At 67.7% G+C, this 14,726-nt stretch carries 16 protein-coding genes; 5 read left to right on the top strand and 11 right to left on the bottom strand.

Features of this window, described 5'->3' with window-relative positions; all coding sequences use genetic code 11:
- Position 1: 1 nt before the first annotated feature.
- From VAPA_RS19045 to VAPA_RS19030, 4 genes are all read right to left on the bottom strand, one after another.
- Positions 2-622 (bottom strand): RNA polymerase sigma factor, encoded by a 621-nt coding sequence (locus VAPA_RS19045; protein ID WP_021008396.1) that lies wholly within the window; start codon positions 620-622, stop codon positions 2-4.
- Between the two features lie 239 nt (positions 623-861).
- Positions 862-1,566, bottom strand: a complete 705-nt coding sequence (locus tag VAPA_RS19040) for a glutathione S-transferase N-terminal domain-containing protein (protein WP_021008395.1) — start codon at positions 1,564-1,566, stop codon at positions 862-864.
- A 45-nt stretch (positions 1,567-1,611) separates the two neighbouring features.
- Positions 1,612-2,496, bottom strand: coding sequence for a phosphate/phosphite/phosphonate ABC transporter substrate-binding protein (locus tag VAPA_RS19035; protein ID WP_051255338.1), 885 nt, complete (start codon positions 2,494-2,496; stop codon positions 1,612-1,614).
- A gap of 65 nt (positions 2,497-2,561) precedes the next feature.
- The gene (locus VAPA_RS19030; protein WP_021008393.1) at positions 2,562-3,401 is read right to left on the bottom strand and encodes a hypothetical protein; all 840 of its coding nucleotides are present in this window, start codon (positions 3,399-3,401) and stop codon (positions 2,562-2,564) included.
- 212 nt (positions 3,402-3,613) lie between these two features.
- Between VAPA_RS19030 and VAPA_RS19025 the strand changes: the two genes are divergently transcribed.
- Positions 3,614-4,267 carry a DUF1345 domain-containing protein gene (locus VAPA_RS19025; RefSeq protein ID WP_021008392.1) on the top strand — a complete coding sequence of 218 codons (654 nt, stop codon included), beginning with the start codon at positions 3,614-3,616 and terminating at the stop codon, positions 4,265-4,267.
- Here VAPA_RS19025 and VAPA_RS19020 read toward each other — a convergent pair.
- Genes VAPA_RS19020 through VAPA_RS19010 form a run of 3 tightly spaced genes read right to left on the bottom strand, consistent with a single transcriptional unit; the run spans position 4,242 to position 7,340 of the window.
- Positions 4,242-5,210: a DMT family transporter gene (locus tag VAPA_RS19020; RefSeq protein ID WP_021008391.1), complete on the bottom strand. Its 969-nt coding sequence runs from the start codon at positions 5,208-5,210 to the stop codon at positions 4,242-4,244. The two genes, VAPA_RS19025 and VAPA_RS19020, sit on opposite strands and share 26 nt — an antisense overlap.
- Before the next feature lie 27 nt (positions 5,211-5,237).
- Positions 5,238-5,732 (bottom strand): methylated-DNA--[protein]-cysteine S-methyltransferase, encoded by a 495-nt coding sequence (locus VAPA_RS19015; protein ID WP_021008390.1) that lies wholly within the window; start codon positions 5,730-5,732, stop codon positions 5,238-5,240.
- 6 nt (positions 5,733-5,738) lie between these two features.
- On the bottom strand, positions 5,739-7,340 hold the full coding sequence (locus VAPA_RS19010; protein ID WP_021008389.1) for a DNA-3-methyladenine glycosylase 2 family protein: 1,602 nt from the start codon (positions 7,338-7,340) through the stop codon (positions 5,739-5,741).
- Positions 7,341-7,452: 112 nt separating this feature from the next.
- Between VAPA_RS19010 and VAPA_RS19005 the strand changes: the two genes are divergently transcribed.
- Positions 7,453-8,835: a phosphomannomutase/phosphoglucomutase gene (locus tag VAPA_RS19005; protein WP_021008388.1), complete on the top strand. Its 1,383-nt coding sequence runs from the start codon at positions 7,453-7,455 to the stop codon at positions 8,833-8,835.
- Positions 8,836-8,840: 5 nt separating this feature from the next.
- Positions 8,841-10,217 (top strand): 3-deoxy-D-manno-octulosonic acid transferase, encoded by a 1,377-nt coding sequence (locus VAPA_RS19000; protein ID WP_021008387.1) that lies wholly within the window; start codon positions 8,841-8,843, stop codon positions 10,215-10,217.
- Positions 10,218-10,245: 28 nt separating this feature from the next.
- On the opposite strand, the gene VAPA_RS18995 is transcribed toward VAPA_RS19000, so the two are convergent.
- From VAPA_RS18995 to VAPA_RS18980, 4 genes are all read right to left on the bottom strand, one after another.
- The gene (locus tag VAPA_RS18995) at positions 10,246-11,784 is read right to left on the bottom strand and encodes a TolC family outer membrane protein (RefSeq protein ID WP_021008386.1); all 1,539 of its coding nucleotides are present in this window, start codon (positions 11,782-11,784) and stop codon (positions 10,246-10,248) included.
- Positions 11,785-11,805: 21 nt separating this feature from the next.
- Positions 11,806-12,144, bottom strand: a complete 339-nt coding sequence (locus VAPA_RS18990) for a rhodanese-like domain-containing protein (protein ID WP_021008385.1) — start codon at positions 12,142-12,144, stop codon at positions 11,806-11,808.
- Between the two features lie 14 nt (positions 12,145-12,158).
- Positions 12,159-12,836, bottom strand: a complete 678-nt coding sequence (locus VAPA_RS18985; protein WP_021008384.1) for a protein-L-isoaspartate O-methyltransferase family protein — start codon at positions 12,834-12,836, stop codon at positions 12,159-12,161.
- Between the two features lie 90 nt (positions 12,837-12,926).
- Entirely contained in the window at positions 12,927-13,604 is a 678-nt protein-coding gene (locus tag VAPA_RS18980; RefSeq protein ID WP_021008383.1) for a TetR/AcrR family transcriptional regulator, read from the bottom strand.
- Between the two features lie 100 nt (positions 13,605-13,704).
- Between VAPA_RS18980 and msrA the strand changes: the two genes are divergently transcribed.
- Together msrA and VAPA_RS18970 are read left to right on the top strand one after the other, a co-directional pair.
- The gene (gene msrA / locus VAPA_RS18975) at positions 13,705-14,256 is read left to right on the top strand and encodes a peptide-methionine (S)-S-oxide reductase MsrA (RefSeq protein ID WP_021008382.1); all 552 of its coding nucleotides are present in this window, start codon (positions 13,705-13,707) and stop codon (positions 14,254-14,256) included.
- A gap of 26 nt (positions 14,257-14,282) precedes the next feature.
- Entirely contained in the window at positions 14,283-14,681 is a 399-nt protein-coding gene (locus tag VAPA_RS18970) for a hypothetical protein (RefSeq protein ID WP_021008381.1), read from the top strand.
- The last annotated feature ends 45 nt before the right edge of the window (positions 14,682-14,726 follow it).

Here is a 14,726-nt window from a genome sequence, read left to right as displayed (position 1 = left end):
GTCAGGCGAAGTCTTCGGCGAACGTTGCGTCGAAGCCCGGGCGCATCGAGACGACCGGCTGCTCGACCAGCTCCAAACGCAGCCGGGCGAACACGCGCGAGCAGTCGATGGCGGCGCGCAGCAGGTGCTTGGCGACCGCCATCTCGGTGATGTTCAGTTGCTGCGCGATTTCGGCGCGCGTGTGTCCGTAGGCCCGGAACAGCAGGAACACTTCGCGCCGGCGGGGTGGCAGCGTTTCAAGCGTCTCGACCACGCGCGCCAGCACCTGCTGCTGGGACGCGATGAATTCGCAAGACGGCACCACCTGGCGCGAGCCCGAGTTGAAATGCGTGCTGACCCAGTCCTGTGCCACCTTGCGGCGGCGCGCATCGTCCACGCACAGGTTGCGCGCCACGCGAAACAGCAGGGCGCGGGGCGACTCGATGCCGCCGGTGCCTTGCGTGTCGTCCGGCGCCGCATCATTGATGCGGATGTCCTTGTTCATCTTGAGCGCGTGGGCATACACGCGCTCGAAGCTCGATTGCGCGATGTCCGCCGCGTAGTGCGGGTCGCGCAGGTCGCGTGTCAGCTGCCGGCGCAAGTCCGCATAGTGAGCTACCAGTTCCTGGACGATGTCGCGCATCCGATCGCCTTCTCGCAAGCATCAACGTGTGGGTTTCCCTGGGCCGGCCACCGCCGCGCAATGCGGGGCGGCTCGGGCGATTGAATAAGAATTATTCTTATTGAAGTGTAACCTTAACCGCTTCTGAACGAAGCCGGAAAAGCTGCGGAAACCCCGTGCACGTGCCTGAAAAAGACACGCGGATCGAAAAGTGAGTAGCTTTGTTTTCGTTCGGGGCGCGCGGCGGCCCCGACGGCCGTTCAACCGCGTTTGGGAATGCCCAAACCCTTCACGACGGCCGGCCGTGCCACGAACGCCTCGAGCACCCGCGCCACATTTTTGAACTCGCTGAAGCCGACCAGATCGCCCGCTTCGTAAAAGCCGATCAGGTTGCGGATCCACGGGAACGAGGCGATGTCGGCGATGGTGTAGTCGTTGCCCATGATCCATGTGCGGTTGGCCAGGTGCTTGTCGAGCACGCCGAGCAGCCGCTTCGATTCGGCCACGTAGCGGTCGCGCGGGCGCTTGTCCTCGTAGTCCTTGCCGGCAAACTTGTTGAAGAAGCCGAGCTGGCCGAACATCGGCCCGATGCCGCCCATCTGGAACATCAGCCACTGGATGGTTTCGTAGCGGCCCGCCGCATCCTGCGGAATGAGCTTGCCGGTCTTGTCGGCCAGGTACAGAAGAATGGCGCCCGATTCGAACAGCGCGAGCGGCTTGCCGCCGGGCCCGTCGGGATCCAGGATCGCGGGAATCTTGTTGTTCGGATTGAGCGAGAGAAACTCCGGCGACATCTGGTCGTGGGTCTCGAAGCTCACCAGGTGCGGCTCGTAGGCGAGGCCGGTTTCCTCCAGCATGATCGACACCTTCACGCCGTTGGGCGTGGGCAGCGAATACAGCTGCAGCCGGTCAGGCTGGAGCGCGGGCCATTTCTTGGTGATGGGAAAGCTGGACAGGTCCGTCATGGGTGATTCATCGAAAGCGGAGTTGGAACGCCGCGCCCGCCGGAATCAGATGCCCAGCCAGGTCATCAGGGCTGCCTCGACCTCGGCGGAGGGTGCGACGAAGCCAGTGTAGGTCGATGTTGCGAGCGCGCGCTTGCCGGCGTCGCTTTGTGCCAGGCCGAGCAGGGCTTCGCGCGCTGCGCTGGCCGTGGCGGCATCGAGCTTGCGCGACACCAGCCATTGCTTGATGGGAACCGCGCGCGACTCCGCGCACACATTGCCGCCGCCATCCTTCCAGGTCTTGACCACGCCCGATGCCGCCGTGGCGCCGTAGGCGGCAAAGCCGTTCTGCACGTAGAAGGGCACCGCGTCCTGGTAGCGCGTGTTGGTGAGCTTGAGCGCGGCGGGCTGCACGCCCTGCTCGCGCAGCATCGCGCGCGTGATCACCGCGGTGATCGAATCCGCGTCGGGCATGACCAGGCCCTTGCCGGCGATGCCTTTCCAGTTGGAGATGGGCTGCGGTTCCTTGCACAGCAGCGACACCTTGTACGCGGTGAAGCCGCTGGTCCAGGCCAGCGCCTGGTAGCGGCCGTTCTTGATGGCTTCGAGCGCCACATGGGCCGGATGGATGAAGGCCAGGTCGACCTGCTGCTCCTTCAGGGCCTCGCGCGCGCTGGTGTAGGAGATCAGCACCTTGATGGTCACGGGCTGCTTCAGCGCCTTGCTCAGCATTTCGGCGATGGGCTCGAAGCGGGGGGCAATCTGGCTTTCGGCGGCCTGGTAGCTCACGCCCTCCGTCACGCCGATGACCAGCGCATGGGCCGGCACGCCCGCCGCCAGCAGCAGGGCCGCCGCCGCGTGGACTGCGAGGCGAAGCGAAGATGCCTGGCGCGAGCGGCGTTCTTCTCTGGTGGCGCGTGCATCGGCGCCGAGCGTGGTGTGGAGGTCCATCGAACGATCATAGGGGTCGGGGCACGGCCGCCGGCGCATGGCATGGCAGCGGTGCTGCCTGAAGCTCAGAACCGCGCCTTCAGGAAGGCCGACGGCCCGTTCAGCTTGACCTTGACGCGGGTTTCCGCCGTACTGCTTTCGCGCGCCATGTCGATGTGGGTGGCGCCATAGGCTAGCACCAGGCCGACGTTCTTCACCGGGAACCACTCCACGCCCGCGGAGGCGTTGTAGATGCTGCCATGAAAGCGGCCACCGCCCTTGCGCACGCCGGAGAGGTCGGCAAACAGGCGCAGGTCGGGATTGATGGCATGCCGTACGCCGACTTCGAGCAGAGGCGCTATGGCGTCATCGCTCGAATCTTCGTTCAATGTACGGATCCGTCCATTCACCGCGACATTGGCGTTGGTGCCGACGCCGATGCGGTAGTAGGCCGCACCCGCACCCAGGCCGAACACCGTGTTGCCCGAGCCGAGCCACCACTTGTACGAGAGCTTCGCGAAGTCGAGCTTCACGTTGATGTTGGCATTGCCCACTGCGCTGACCGTGCCGAAGCCGCCGAAGGAGTCGCTGCCCCCAGCCTGGCCGAAGTAGTCGCGCTTGTAGCGGTAGTAGTCGAACGAGAGGCCGTGGCTGTCGCCGATCAGCATGTCGGCCGTGATGCGCGGCATGGTCACGCGGCCGGGCTCGAGGTCGCGCGTGCGCAGCGCGCCATACGGCGAACTGACCGATGCGTTGAATTTCGGATCGGCGCTGAAGGCCCCCACCGAGAAGCTGAAACGGTCCAGCGCGGGTGAGGGGTCGGCCCAGGCCGATGCGGGAGCGAAGAGAAAACCGACACCGGCCAGTGCACCCAGCGTCGGCCACCGTGCAAGGCTGGCGAGCGGGCGTGAGCGGAGCAACAGCATGAAAGAGTCCTTCGGACGGCAAAAAAAATGCCTCGGACTCGACACGCAATTTCTGTGCGCGCCGGGCTTCCGGGCAACTGCTCCCTGTTGGTGACCGCCAAGTTAATAGCACCGTCGCGAAACGCCCATGCGCCTATTGCCGCTTCGCATGTAGGACGGCGACGACGCAAGCGCCGGTGCGCGTGACAAAGTACTAAAGCTAAGCTTCGAACATGCGCAAACACCTTTCTGCAACAACCGGGCCCCAGCGTCTTTTCTACGGCGGCGTGGTGGGCGCCATCGTCGCGGCCATGTCCTGGCCGCTCGACGGCACGGCGCGCGGACTCGCGGGCTGGTGCGCCGGCGTCGCGGTCTACCAGCTGCTCGCGTGGTGGCTGGCCGACACCTTCGATGCGCAGCGCACCCGCGAGCGCGCACAGTCGCTGGACCAGCCCAACGTGGTGATCCTGGTGTCGATGCTGGTGGCCATTGGCGTGAGCGTGGTGGCCATCGCGATGCTGCTGCAGCAGGTCAAGCTGATGAGCGGGCCGGCGCGGACTGGCCACATCGCGCTGGGACTGGTGGCGCTGGTGGGTTCGTGGCTGATGATGCACACGATCTACGCCTTTCACTACGCGCATCGCTACTACATCGACCGGCGCGACGGCTCGCCCGACGGCGGACTGGATTTTCCGGGCAAGGAGGAGCCGGACTATTTCGACTTTCTCTACTACGCCTACGTGGTCGGCATGACCACCCAGGTGTCCGACGTGCAGGCCACCTCGCGCGAGATGCGGCGCATCACGCTGGTGCACAGCGTGCTGGCCTTCGCCTTCAACATGCTGGTGCTCGCGCTGTCGGTCAACGTGGTCGCGGCGGCGATGTAGCGGCCGCGCCGCCCGCGCGCGGCCACAGCTTCACGATGCCCGTGGACAGCGCCACGCCGCAGACGATCACGGCCGCGCAGATCAGCATCCATTGCGTGATGTTCTCGCCGAGGAACACCGCGCCGTAGAACACCGCGAACACCGGCACCAGGAAGGTCACGGTCAGCGCGCGCGCCGGTCCCGCATTGGCGATGAGCCGGAAGAACAGGATGTACGCCAGGCCGGTGCATGCGATGCCCAGGGCCAGCAACGCCAGCCATGCCCGCAGGCTGGGCATCTGTGCGGGCCAGAACCACAGCGCGGGCAGCGCGAGGAACAGCGTGGCGCCGATCTGGCTGCCGGTGGCGGTGGCCAGCGCGGGCACGCCGCCCAGGTAGCGCCGCGTGGCGCTGGCTGCCACGCCATAGCTGGCGCAGGCGCCGAGGCAGGCCAGCACGGCCCACAGCGCGGCGTTGCCGTCGGCACTGGCGTGCAGGCCCGCGCTGCGGCTCGCCAGCATGGCGACGCCCGCGAAGCCGATGACCAGGCCGACGATGCGCGAGCCATCGGGCCGGTCGCGAAACCAGGCCCACGCCACCAGCGCGCCGAACATCGGCACCGTGGCGTTGATCACCGCCGCCAGGCCGCTGTTGATGGTCAGCAGCGCAAAGCAGAACAGCGCGAACGGAATGCCCGAATTCAGCACGCCGATGGCCATCGACGCCTTCCAGTGCTGTGCCAGCGCCGCGCCGTGGCCGCGCATGAACAAGAGCGGCAACAGGAACAGCGTGGCCACCGCCACGCGCACGGCGGCCGCCGGCAAGGCTCCGAACTCGGCCGCGCCAATGCGCATGAAAAGGAAAGACGCCCCCCAGAGCGCGCCGAGCAGCACGAGGTCGATCAGCCAGGCCTTGGGCTTCGGCGACGGGAGGGCGGTGGTGTTGTCGTTTGTTGTTGTGCTCATATGGTCTTCGCAGCCCTGGGGCGGACTCTATTTCGCTTCGAGCTCCAGCAGTGCGGTCTTGCGATGGAGCCCGCCAGCGTAACCGGTCAGCGACCCGTCGGCGCCGAGCACGCGGTGGCAGGGCACGATCACGCTGATCGGGTTGCGCCCCACGGCCGCGCCCACGGCGCGCACCGCGGCCGGGTTGCCCACGTTCGCGCTCAGCGCGCCGTAGCTCATGGTCTTGCCGGCCGGAATGGCGAGCAGCGCCTGCCACACGCTCTGCTGGAACGCGGTGCCGTGCGAGAGATCGAGCTTCATGTCGAAGGTGTCGCGCTTGCCCGCGAAGTAGTCGCGCAACTGGGCGCCGGCTTCGACCAGCGCCGGATGATCGTCCTTGGTCTGCCAGCCGGTGGTGTCGGGCCAGTGGCGCTGCTGGTCGAACCAGACGCCTGCCAGGCCCTGGTCGGTGGCCGCCATCGTGATGCCGCCCAGCGGCGTGTCGATGTGCGAGGTGTAGATGACTTTGCTCTTGAACTTCATGACATTTCAGGCGGAGGCGCCTGCCGTTGCGAGGTTGTTGAAAGGCTCTGCCGCCGCCAAGAAGGCTGCTGCGGCGGCAGCGGGAGAGGAGGACGGCGCATGCCAGGCGCGCAGCACCGCATAGCTGCGCCAGGGGCGCCATGCCTGCGACGCCTGGCTGGCCGCGCGCTCGGTGGTCACGCCCAGTGCTTTCTGCAGCGCGACATCCCCTGCGGGGAAGGCGTCGGGCCAGCGCAGCGCGCGCATCGCGATGTACTGCGCGGTCCAGGCGCCGATGCCGGGGAGCTCCTGCAGCGCGGCAATGATCGAGGGCACGTCGGCGCCCGCATGCAGCGCCAGCTTGCCGCAGGCGACCTCGCGGGCGATGGCCTGCAGGGCCGCCTGGCGCTGGCGCACGATGCCAAGCTTGCCGAGTGCATCGCCGCTTGCGGCCGCCAGTGCCGCGGGCGTGGGAAACAGGCGGTTCAGGCCTTCGATGGGCGTGGCGACAGTTTCGCCGAAAGCCTCGACCAGCCGCGAACCCAGCGTGCGCGCCGCGGCCACGGTGATCTGCTGGCCGAGCACCGCGCGCACCGCCAGCTCGAAACCATCGACCGTGCCGGGCACGCGCAAGCCGTCGCCGTGCGGGAAGGCCTCGTGCAGCGCGGCGTTGATGGCCATCGGCTCGGCATCGAGGTCGAGCATGGCGCGTGCGCGGCTGATCACGATCGGCAGCACCGCGGCGAGCGAGTCGCTGACCGACAGCAGCATCTGCTCGCGCTCCATGTCGAAGCGCAGTTGCAACCAGCCGGTATGGGCCTGCCCGCCTTGTTGCACGCTCAGCGTGCGGGCCAGGCGAACGAAAGCCGGTGTGCTGCCCTTGGCGGGTTCCTTGCCATCGGCCGTGGTGGCCACCTCGATGCCGCGCAGCGCGCGCCGCGCAAAGAAGCCGAGCATCGCGCCCACGTCGTAGGGCGGGCGAAAGCCCAGCCGCACCTCGATGGCCTTTCCCGCGCCGCCCTCGGCGCCGCCGGCGCGCCGCAGCGCGCTCGGGTTGAGGCCGTAGTGCTCCAGGAACGCGGCGTTGAAGCGGCGCACGCTCGCGAAGCCGCTGGCCAGGGCGACCTGCGTCATCGGCAGCCGCGTGTCGGCGATCAACTGCTTGGCGGCCAGCAGGCGGCGCGTCTGCAGATATTGCAACGGGGAGACGCCGAACTGCGCCTCGAAGATGCGCCGCAGATGGCGGTCGCTCACGCCGAGCCGTGCGGCGATTTGCGCCGCGCCCGGCCCGTCCTCGGACCACGCGTCGGGCTCGTCGATGAGCCGCGCGGCCTGCAGCGCGAGAATGCGCGAGGCATCTTCGGTGGACCAGCTCGCCGCCCGCGGCGCGAGCTCGGGCCTGCACCGCAGGCAGGGGCGGAAGCCCTCGGCCTCGGCCTGCGCCGCGTGGCGGAAGAACCGGCAGTTCTCGCGCCGCGGCAGCTTCACGCGGCAGACCGGCCGGCAGTAGATGCCGGTGGAGGTCACCGCGGTGAAGAACGAGCCGTCGAAGCGCGCGTCATGCGTCTTCATTGCCAGGTAGCAGGCGTCGCTCTCGAGTGCTTCGGTGGATGCGTGAGGGGTAGGCATGGGCAAATGATACGGTTTCGACTCGTTTCAACTGGCCGTTTTCGGACATGTGGGCACCGGAGCGCTTGCCTACAATGGCCCGTTCTCAAGAACCTACAGGGAATGCCTCTTCATGCAACTCAGTGCGTCGATTTTCAAGGCCTATGACATCCGAGGCGTTGTGCCCGTCACGCTCGATGCCGAGGTCGCGGAAGCGCTCGGCCGGGCCTTCGGCAGCGCCGCCCGCGCCGCCGGTGAAAAGACCGTGGCCGTGGGCCGCGATGGCCGCCTGTCCGGGCCCGCGCTCGTCGAAGCACTGATCGGCGGCCTGGTGGCCACCGGTATCGAGGTGATCAACGTGGGCGCGGTGACCACGCCCATGCTCTACTTTGCGGCCCACACGCTGTGCTCGAGCGGCATCCAGGTCACGGGCAGCCACAACCCCAAGGACTACAACGGCTTCAAGATGGTGCTGGCAGGGCGTGCCATCTACGGCGACGAGATCCAGGGCCTGCGCAAGGTGATGGAAGAAGGTACGGCCAGACTGGCACCCGGCGGCAGCGTGCGCAAGGTCGACGTGACCGACGCCTACACGAAGCGCATCGTCGGCGACATCAAGCTGGCCCGCCCGCTGAAGATCGTGGTCGATTCCGGCAACGGCATTGCGGGCGCCACGGCGCCTGCCATCTTCCGCGCCATCGGCTGCGAAGTGACCGAGCTGTTCAGCGAGGTCGACGGCGACTTTCCCAACCATCACCCCGATCCGAGCAAGCCCGAAAACCTCAAGGACCTCATGGCCGCGCTGGCCGAAGGCGACGCCGAACTGGGCCTGGCCTTCGACGGCGACGGCGACCGCCTGGGCATCGTCACCAAGGACGGCCACAACATCTTCCCCGACCGCCAGATGCAGCTCTTTGCGCAGGACGTGCTCTCGCGCGTGCCGGGCGGCACCATCGTGTACGACGTGAAGTGCTCGCAGCGCCTGGCCCCGGCCATCGAGGCCGCGGGCGGCAAGCCCATGATCTTCAAGACCGGCCATTCGCTGATCAAGGCCAAGATGAAGGAAATCGATTCGCCGCTCGGCGGCGAGATGAGCGGCCACATCTTCTTCAAGGAGCGCTGGTTCGGCTTCGACGACGGCACCTATGCGGGCTGCCGCCTGCTCGAGATCCTGAGCAAGACGCCCAATGCGAGCGACACGCTCAACGCCTTGCCCACGAGCTTCTCGACGCCCGAACTCAACGTGAAATGCGCCGAAGGCGAGCCGCACGCGGTGGTCGATAAACTCGTCGCAGGCGCGAGCTTCGCGGCACCGGCGGTGGTCTCGACCATCGACGGCCTGCGCGTCGACTGGCCCGACGGCTTCGGCCTGATCCGCGCCTCCAACACCACGCCGGTGCTGGTGCTGCGCTTCGAGGGCCAGACCGATGCGGCGCTGAAGCGCATCGAAGCCGAAATGCTCGCGCTCCTCAAAACCGTCAAAGCTGACGCGACGCTGGCCGAAGCGTCGCACTGAGCCCCGTGCGTTCGCTGCTGCTGCGTCTCTACGGCGCCTTCACCACCGTCGTGCAACCGCTGGTTCGCCGCAAGCTGCGGCGCCGGGCGGTGGCCGAGCCCGGCTATGGCGTGGCCGTCGAGGAGCGCTTCGGCTATTACGACGATGCAACCACCGGCGAGGGCCAGTGCTGGGTGCATGCGGTCTCGCTCGGCGAAACGCGCGCCGCCGCCATCCTGATCGAGGAGCTGCGCAGGCAGTATCCGGGCATACCGATCCTGCTCACACACGGCACGGCCACCGGCCGCGAAGAGGGCGCCAAGCTGCTTCAGCCCGGCGACACGCAGGTCTGGCAGCCCTGGGACATGCCGGGTGCGGTGCAGCGTTTTCTCGACCGTTTCCAGCCGCGCATCGGCGTGCTGATGGAAACCGAAGTCTGGCCCGAGATGGCCGCCGCCTGTGCCGAGCGCCGCATCCCGCTGGTGCTGGCCAATGCGCGGCTCAACGAAAAATCGCTGGCTGCGGCCGAACGCCTCGGCTGGCTCGCCCGGCCCGCGTATTCGGCGCTGGCCGCCGTGTGGGCGCAGACCGAGGCCGATGCGCACCGGCTGGTGTCCCTGGGCGCCAAGGTGGCCGGCATCTACGGCAACCTCAAGTTCGACGCCTCGCCCGATGCGCGCCAGCTGGCCGCGGCCGTGACGCTGCGCGAGCGCCTGCCGCGGCCGATGGTGGTGCTCGCGAGCTCGCGCGACGGCGAGGAGCGCATGCTGCTCGACGTGCTCAGGCGCTTCGGCGCCACGTCTCCCGTGCCGCCCGAGCAGGGCGCCATCCGTTCGATTGCCAAGCGCGTGCACGACGTGCAGTGGATGATCGTGCCGCGCCATCCGCAGCGCTTCGACGAAGTGGCCGCGCTGATCGAATCCGAGGGCTTTGCCGTGGCGCGCCGCAGTGCCGCGGGCGAGCCCTCCGATGCCGAGATCTGGCTGGGCGATTCGCTCGGCGAAATGGCGCTGTACTACGGCCTGGCCGACGTCGCGCTGCTGGGCGGAAGCTTCGAACCGCTGGGCGGCCAGAACCTGATCGAGCCGGCCGCCTGCGGCTGCCCGGTGATCATGGGCCCTTCGACCTTCAACTTTGCCGAAGCGGCGCAGCTTTCGCTGGCGGCCGGTGCCTCGCTGCGCGTCGAGAACATGGAGCAGGCGGTCACCGCGGCGCTCAAGCTGGTCGAGAACCCCGAGCGCCGCGCCGCCATGGCCGAGGCCGCGCTGGCTTTCTCGTCGTCGAACCGCGGCGCGGCCGAGCGCACCGCCGTTGCGGTGCTGGCCATCGCGCAGGCCGCGGATCCGGTGGTGACCGAAGCCGCACCGCTCGAGGATTCGAAGGCCGAACCAACGCTCGACTGAGCCGCGCAGCCCTGGGGGCGAGCCAAATTTACCGTGCGGGGGGATTCAGGATGACTGGCGGCGGCGGTGCGGCAGGCATCGTCGGTGCCGGCGGATTGAACGGCGGCACCGGCACCGGCGGCACCACGGGAATTCTGGGCGGCGTGACCGGCACCGAAGGCGCGGCCTGCGGCTGCTCGCCGAGTGATGGCGAAGCCGCCGTGCTTCCGTTCTTCGCCAGCGTCGCGTTGATCGCGTTCATGTCGTTGATGGTCAGCGTGCCGTTGGCCTGGCGCAGCTTCAGGTTGCCCAGCAGCACGTTGTAGCGCGCCTGCGCGAGATCGCGCTTGGTCTGGAACAGCTGGCTCTGCGAATTGAGCACGTCGATGTTGATGCGCACGCCCACCTGGTAGCCGAGCCGGTTGGCATCGAGCGCGCTCTGGCTCGATGCCTCGGCCGCTTCGAGCGCCTTGACCTGCCCCGCGCCGGACACCAGCCCGAGGTAGGCCGCGCGCGTGGCCTGCGCCACGCTGCGGCGGGTGCCGTCGAGCACGCTGCGCGACTGGTCCTCGAGCGCGAGCGTTTCCTTGATGCGGTTCTCGGTGGCAAAGCCCGCGAAAAGCGGCAGGTTGAACACCACCCCCACGGACGCAGCGTTGATGCGCGTGCCCACGGTGCTGGTGCTGGATCCATCCGGATTGCGCGTGATGTTGTAGCCCAGGTTGGCGTCGAGCGTCGGCTTGTGGCCGGCTTCGGCCTTGCGGATTTCGAGCCCGGCAACGTCGAGCCCGAGCCGCGCCTGGCGGATGGCCGGGTGCGCTTCCTCGGCCTGCGCCACCCAGGCCTCGATGTTGGCCGGCGTGGCGGCCGGCAGCACCACCGGCTGCGCCAGCGGCACCGGCACGCTGCCCGGACGGCCGACCAGCTGGTCGAGCACCACCTTCTTCACCTGCAGGTCGTTCTCGGCGGCAATCTCCTGTGCAATGACGAGGTCGTAGCGGGCCTGGGCTTCGCGCGTGTCGGTGATGGTGGAGGTGCCGACCTCGAAGTTGCGCTTGGCCGACGCGAGCTGTTCGGCCACCGCCACCTTCTGCGCGCGCACCAGCGTCAGGCTGTCCTGGCTGGCGAGCACGTCGAAATAGGCCTGGCTCACGCGCACGATCAGGTCCTGCTCGGCAATGGTGAGCACCGCTTGCGCGATCTCGGCCTGGCGCTTGCCCTGCTCGTAGGTGGCCCAGTTGGCGGGCCGGTAGAGCGGTTGCGTGGCGTTGATGCCGACGTTCTGCGTGGTGAAGTCGCGCGGGATGGTCGTTCCGCGGCCGGTGCCAGTGAGCGTGTCGATGTCGAGGTTGTTGCGCGTGGCGCCGGCCGTGAGCCCCACGGCGGGAAGAATGCCGGCCTTGGCCTGGGCGGCGCGCGCCACGCTCGCGTCGTACTGGGCCCGCGCGCCCTGGTAGGTGGCGTCGAAGCCGCGTGCGGATTCGTAGAGTTCGTTCAGTGTCTGGCCCTGGGCCGGCAGCGCGAGCAGGGTGGCAAAGAGACTTGCGAGCGCTGCGGAAAGAGGCAAAAGCCTGGGCCTGAAAGGCATTGAACGTCCTTGAAGAAAGAATCAGTAGCGCGGCACGGAGGGATCGTGCTGTGCGGACCAGGCGTCGATGCCGCCGGCCACGTTGGCCAGCTCGGCAAAGCCGTTCTGGCTCAGGAAGGCCGCCACGCGCTGGCTGCGCGCGCCGTGATGGCACAGGCATGCAATGCGCTGGCCTTCCTCGAGCTCGGAAAGGCGCGCCGGAATCTCGTTCATCGGGATGGCCACGAGCGTGAAGCCCTGCGGCGCAACGCTCGCCGTCTGCAGCTCCCAGGGTTCGCGCACGTCCAGCAGCACGGGCGCCGCCTCGGGGTTTTGCGCAAACCAGGCTGCAAGGTCGGCGGGGCGGACTTGATCGATCATTCGGAGCCGTCCGTTCAGAACGAGAAGCGCGAGGGCTCGGGGAAATTGAGCAGCCGCGGCGCCACGGTGTCCCAGGGCTGGATGGTGTCCCACTTGCTTTCGCTGCTGCGGGTGACGAAGTGGGCGCGCATCATCGGCTCCTCGCCCACGATGGCGGCAAGGCGGCCGCCCACCTTGAGCGAGCCGAGCAGGTTCTGCGGAATGCGCGCCACGGAGCCGCTGAGCACGATCACGTCGAAGCTCGGGCCGCTCGGCAGCGGCACGGCGCCGTCGGCATTGCGCACCTCGACATTGGCCACGCCGTTCTGGCGCAGCGTTTCGGCGGCGCGGGCGGCCAGCGCGGGATCGATCTCGAGCGACAGCACCTGGGCCGCGCGGTGGGCGAGCAGGGCGGCCATGAAGCCAGAACCGGTTCCGATCTCGAGCACCGACTCGTGCTTTTGCACGTGCAGGTCCTGCAGCATGCGTGCCTCGACCTTGGGCGAGAGCATCACCTGGCCGGGAACGGAGCCGTCGCCCAACGGGAGTTCCATGTCGAAGAAGGCCAGCGCGCGGTGAGCGGGCGGCACGTAGTCTTCGCGCCGGATCGCGGCCAGCAGGTCGAGAATTTCCAGATCGAGCACATCCCAGGGCCGGATCTGCTGTTCGATCATGTTGAAGCGCAGGCGCTCGAGGGTGGGGGTGGGGTTCATGTGAGGCTTTTCCTTGTGGGGCTCAGGACAAACCTTCAATTTTAGGTTGCGCGGCGCGGGCGCGCGTGAGCCTGGCGGTCCATTTGCGCGTCATGCGGCGGCTCCCTGCGGTCGGGTGAGGCCGTAAAGCACGGTCTCGGCCTGCGTGGCGAGGTATTTTTCGGGGTCGAGCGAGGTTTCTTCGTCGACGCAGACCATGGCCGAGTGCTTCCACAGCATCAGGAAGACCATTGGCGCCACCACCGCGTAGATGGCGTGGTCGACGTCGACCGGCGCGAATTCGCCCCGGTCGATGCCGCGCTGCAGGATGCGCCGCAGCAGCGTATGGCCCGGCCGCACCACCTCCTTGCGGTAGAACTCGGCCAGTTCGGGAAAATTGGTGCCTTCGCTCATCATGAGCTTGGTCAGGCCCGAGGCTTTGGTCATGCCCACGCGCTCCCACCAGACGCGCATGCAATAGCGCAGCATGTCGGCCGTGGTCCCCTCGAAGGCCTCGAACTCGTCGTTCCACTCGGCAAACCGGCCCCCGAGGTTCTCGACCACCACGGCCTTGAAGAGCTCTTCCTTGCTGGGAAAGTAAAGGAAGAGGGTGCCCTTGGAGACGCCCGCGCGCGCCGCCACTTCCTCGGCGCGGGTGGCGGCAAAGCCTTTTTCGACGAACAGGTCGAGCGCCGCCGCCAGCAGTTCGCCCGGACGCGCCTCCTTGCGGCGCTCGCGCTTGGCGCGCACCGGGCAGATCTTGTCGGCAAAGAATCGGGGGGTGGGCATGATATTAATGACTCACGGGTTAGTAATGTAGTGACCAGCATCGGGCCCGTCAAGCCGCGACAATATCGGGTTCGCCTTTTCCCCACCTGCCGGAGCAGCCATGTCCTCTTCATCGTCGCCCACCGAAACCATCGTGCTTGGCGGAGGCTGCTTCTGGTGTACCGAAGCCGTGTTCGACCGCGTGCAGGGCGTGGTGGACGTCGAATCGGGCTACTGCAACGGCCAGACCGTCAACCCGAGCTACGAGCAGGTCTGCACCGGCCGCACCGGGCATGCGGAAGTGGTGAAGGTGGAATTCGACCCCGCGGCCATCAGCCTGCGCGAGATTCTCGAGATTTTCTTCGTGGTGCACGACCCCACCAGCCTGAACCGCCAGGGCAACGACGTGGGCACGCAGTATCGCAGCGGCATCTATTTCACGGGCGATGGGCAGAAGCAGGTGGCCGAGGGGGTCATCCGCGAGATCGAGGCGAGCAAGACCTACGGCTCTCCCATCGTCACCGAGGTGGCGCCGCTCGCCAACTACTCGGCTGCCGAGGCCTATCACCAGGACTATTTCCTGAACAACCCGAATCAGGGCTACTGCGCCTTCGTGGTCGGGCCCAAGGTCGAGAAGTTCCAGAAGACCTTCGCATCGCGCGTCAAGGCCTGATCGTTTTCCTTCAGGCCCCGCTTCCCGTGCACTTCGCCAGCCCAGCCTCGACCCGGTCGATCCTGTCGACCCGCGCGATCGCCCTCGCGCTGGTGGTTGCGCTGTGGTTTGCGGGCACGTTGGGGCTGATGCACCGGACGCTGCACGTGCCCGGGCTGGCGCAGGCCCATGCGGCTGCCCAGGCGGCCCACCCGGAGGGCGCGCACGAGCATGCGGCCCACGGCATCGACGACCTGTTCGGCAGCCACTCCGATGCCGAGTGCCGGCTCTACGACCAGCTGTCGCACGGTTCGGGCGCGCTCGGCGTGCCGATGATGGTGCTGCCGGTGCTGCCGCCGTCGGCCACCTTTGCCTATCTCGAGGGCGAAGCCATCGCCCGCTGGGTTGCGCTGTTCGACGCGCGCGGCCCGCCTTCCACTCGCTGAATCCCCCGTGTTCCGGTTGCTGTATCCGCGCCTTTGCGGATGGCG

The sequence above is a fragment of the Variovorax paradoxus B4 genome, from assembly GCF_000463015.1.
Classification (GTDB): Bacteria; Pseudomonadota; Gammaproteobacteria; order Burkholderiales; family Burkholderiaceae_C; genus Variovorax; species Variovorax paradoxus_E.
This window is presented reverse-complemented; position numbering and strand designations above follow the sequence as displayed.

Excerpts from the sequence above, each read along its gene's own strand:
- VAPA_RS18995 (WP_021008386.1), bottom strand. The coding sequence starts at position 11,784 with ATGCCTTTCAGGCCCAGGCTTTTGCCTCTTTCCGCAGCGCTCGCAAGT.
- VAPA_RS19010 (WP_021008389.1), bottom strand. The coding sequence starts at position 7,340 with ATGCCTACCCCTCACGCATCCACCGAAGCACTCGAGAGCGACGCCTGC.
- VAPA_RS19045 (WP_021008396.1), bottom strand. The coding sequence starts at position 622 with ATGCGCGACATCGTCCAGGAACTGGTAGCTCACTATGCGGACTTGCGC.
- VAPA_RS18990 (WP_021008385.1), bottom strand. The coding sequence starts at position 12,144 with ATGATCGATCAAGTCCGCCCCGCCGACCTTGCAGCCTGGTTTGCGCAA.
- VAPA_RS19030 (WP_021008393.1), bottom strand. The coding sequence starts at position 3,401 with ATGCTGTTGCTCCGCTCACGCCCGCTCGCCAGCCTTGCACGGTGGCCG.
- VAPA_RS19025 (WP_021008392.1), top strand. The coding sequence starts at position 3,614 with ATGCGCAAACACCTTTCTGCAACAACCGGGCCCCAGCGTCTTTTCTAC.
- msrA (WP_021008382.1), top strand. The coding sequence starts at position 13,705 with ATGTCCTCTTCATCGTCGCCCACCGAAACCATCGTGCTTGGCGGAGGC.
- VAPA_RS18980 (WP_021008383.1), bottom strand. The coding sequence starts at position 13,604 with ATGCCCACCCCCCGATTCTTTGCCGACAAGATCTGCCCGGTGCGCGCC.
- VAPA_RS18985 (WP_021008384.1), bottom strand. The coding sequence starts at position 12,836 with ATGAACCCCACCCCCACCCTCGAGCGCCTGCGCTTCAACATGATCGAA.
- VAPA_RS19005 (WP_021008388.1), top strand. The coding sequence starts at position 7,453 with ATGCAACTCAGTGCGTCGATTTTCAAGGCCTATGACATCCGAGGCGTT.
- VAPA_RS19035 (WP_051255338.1), bottom strand. The coding sequence starts at position 2,496 with ATGGACCTCCACACCACGCTCGGCGCCGATGCACGCGCCACCAGAGAA.
- VAPA_RS19040 (WP_021008395.1), bottom strand. The coding sequence starts at position 1,566 with ATGACGGACCTGTCCAGCTTTCCCATCACCAAGAAATGGCCCGCGCTC.
- VAPA_RS19015 (WP_021008390.1), bottom strand. The coding sequence starts at position 5,732 with ATGAAGTTCAAGAGCAAAGTCATCTACACCTCGCACATCGACACGCCG.
- VAPA_RS19020 (WP_021008391.1), bottom strand. The coding sequence starts at position 5,210 with ATGAGCACAACAACAAACGACAACACCACCGCCCTCCCGTCGCCGAAG.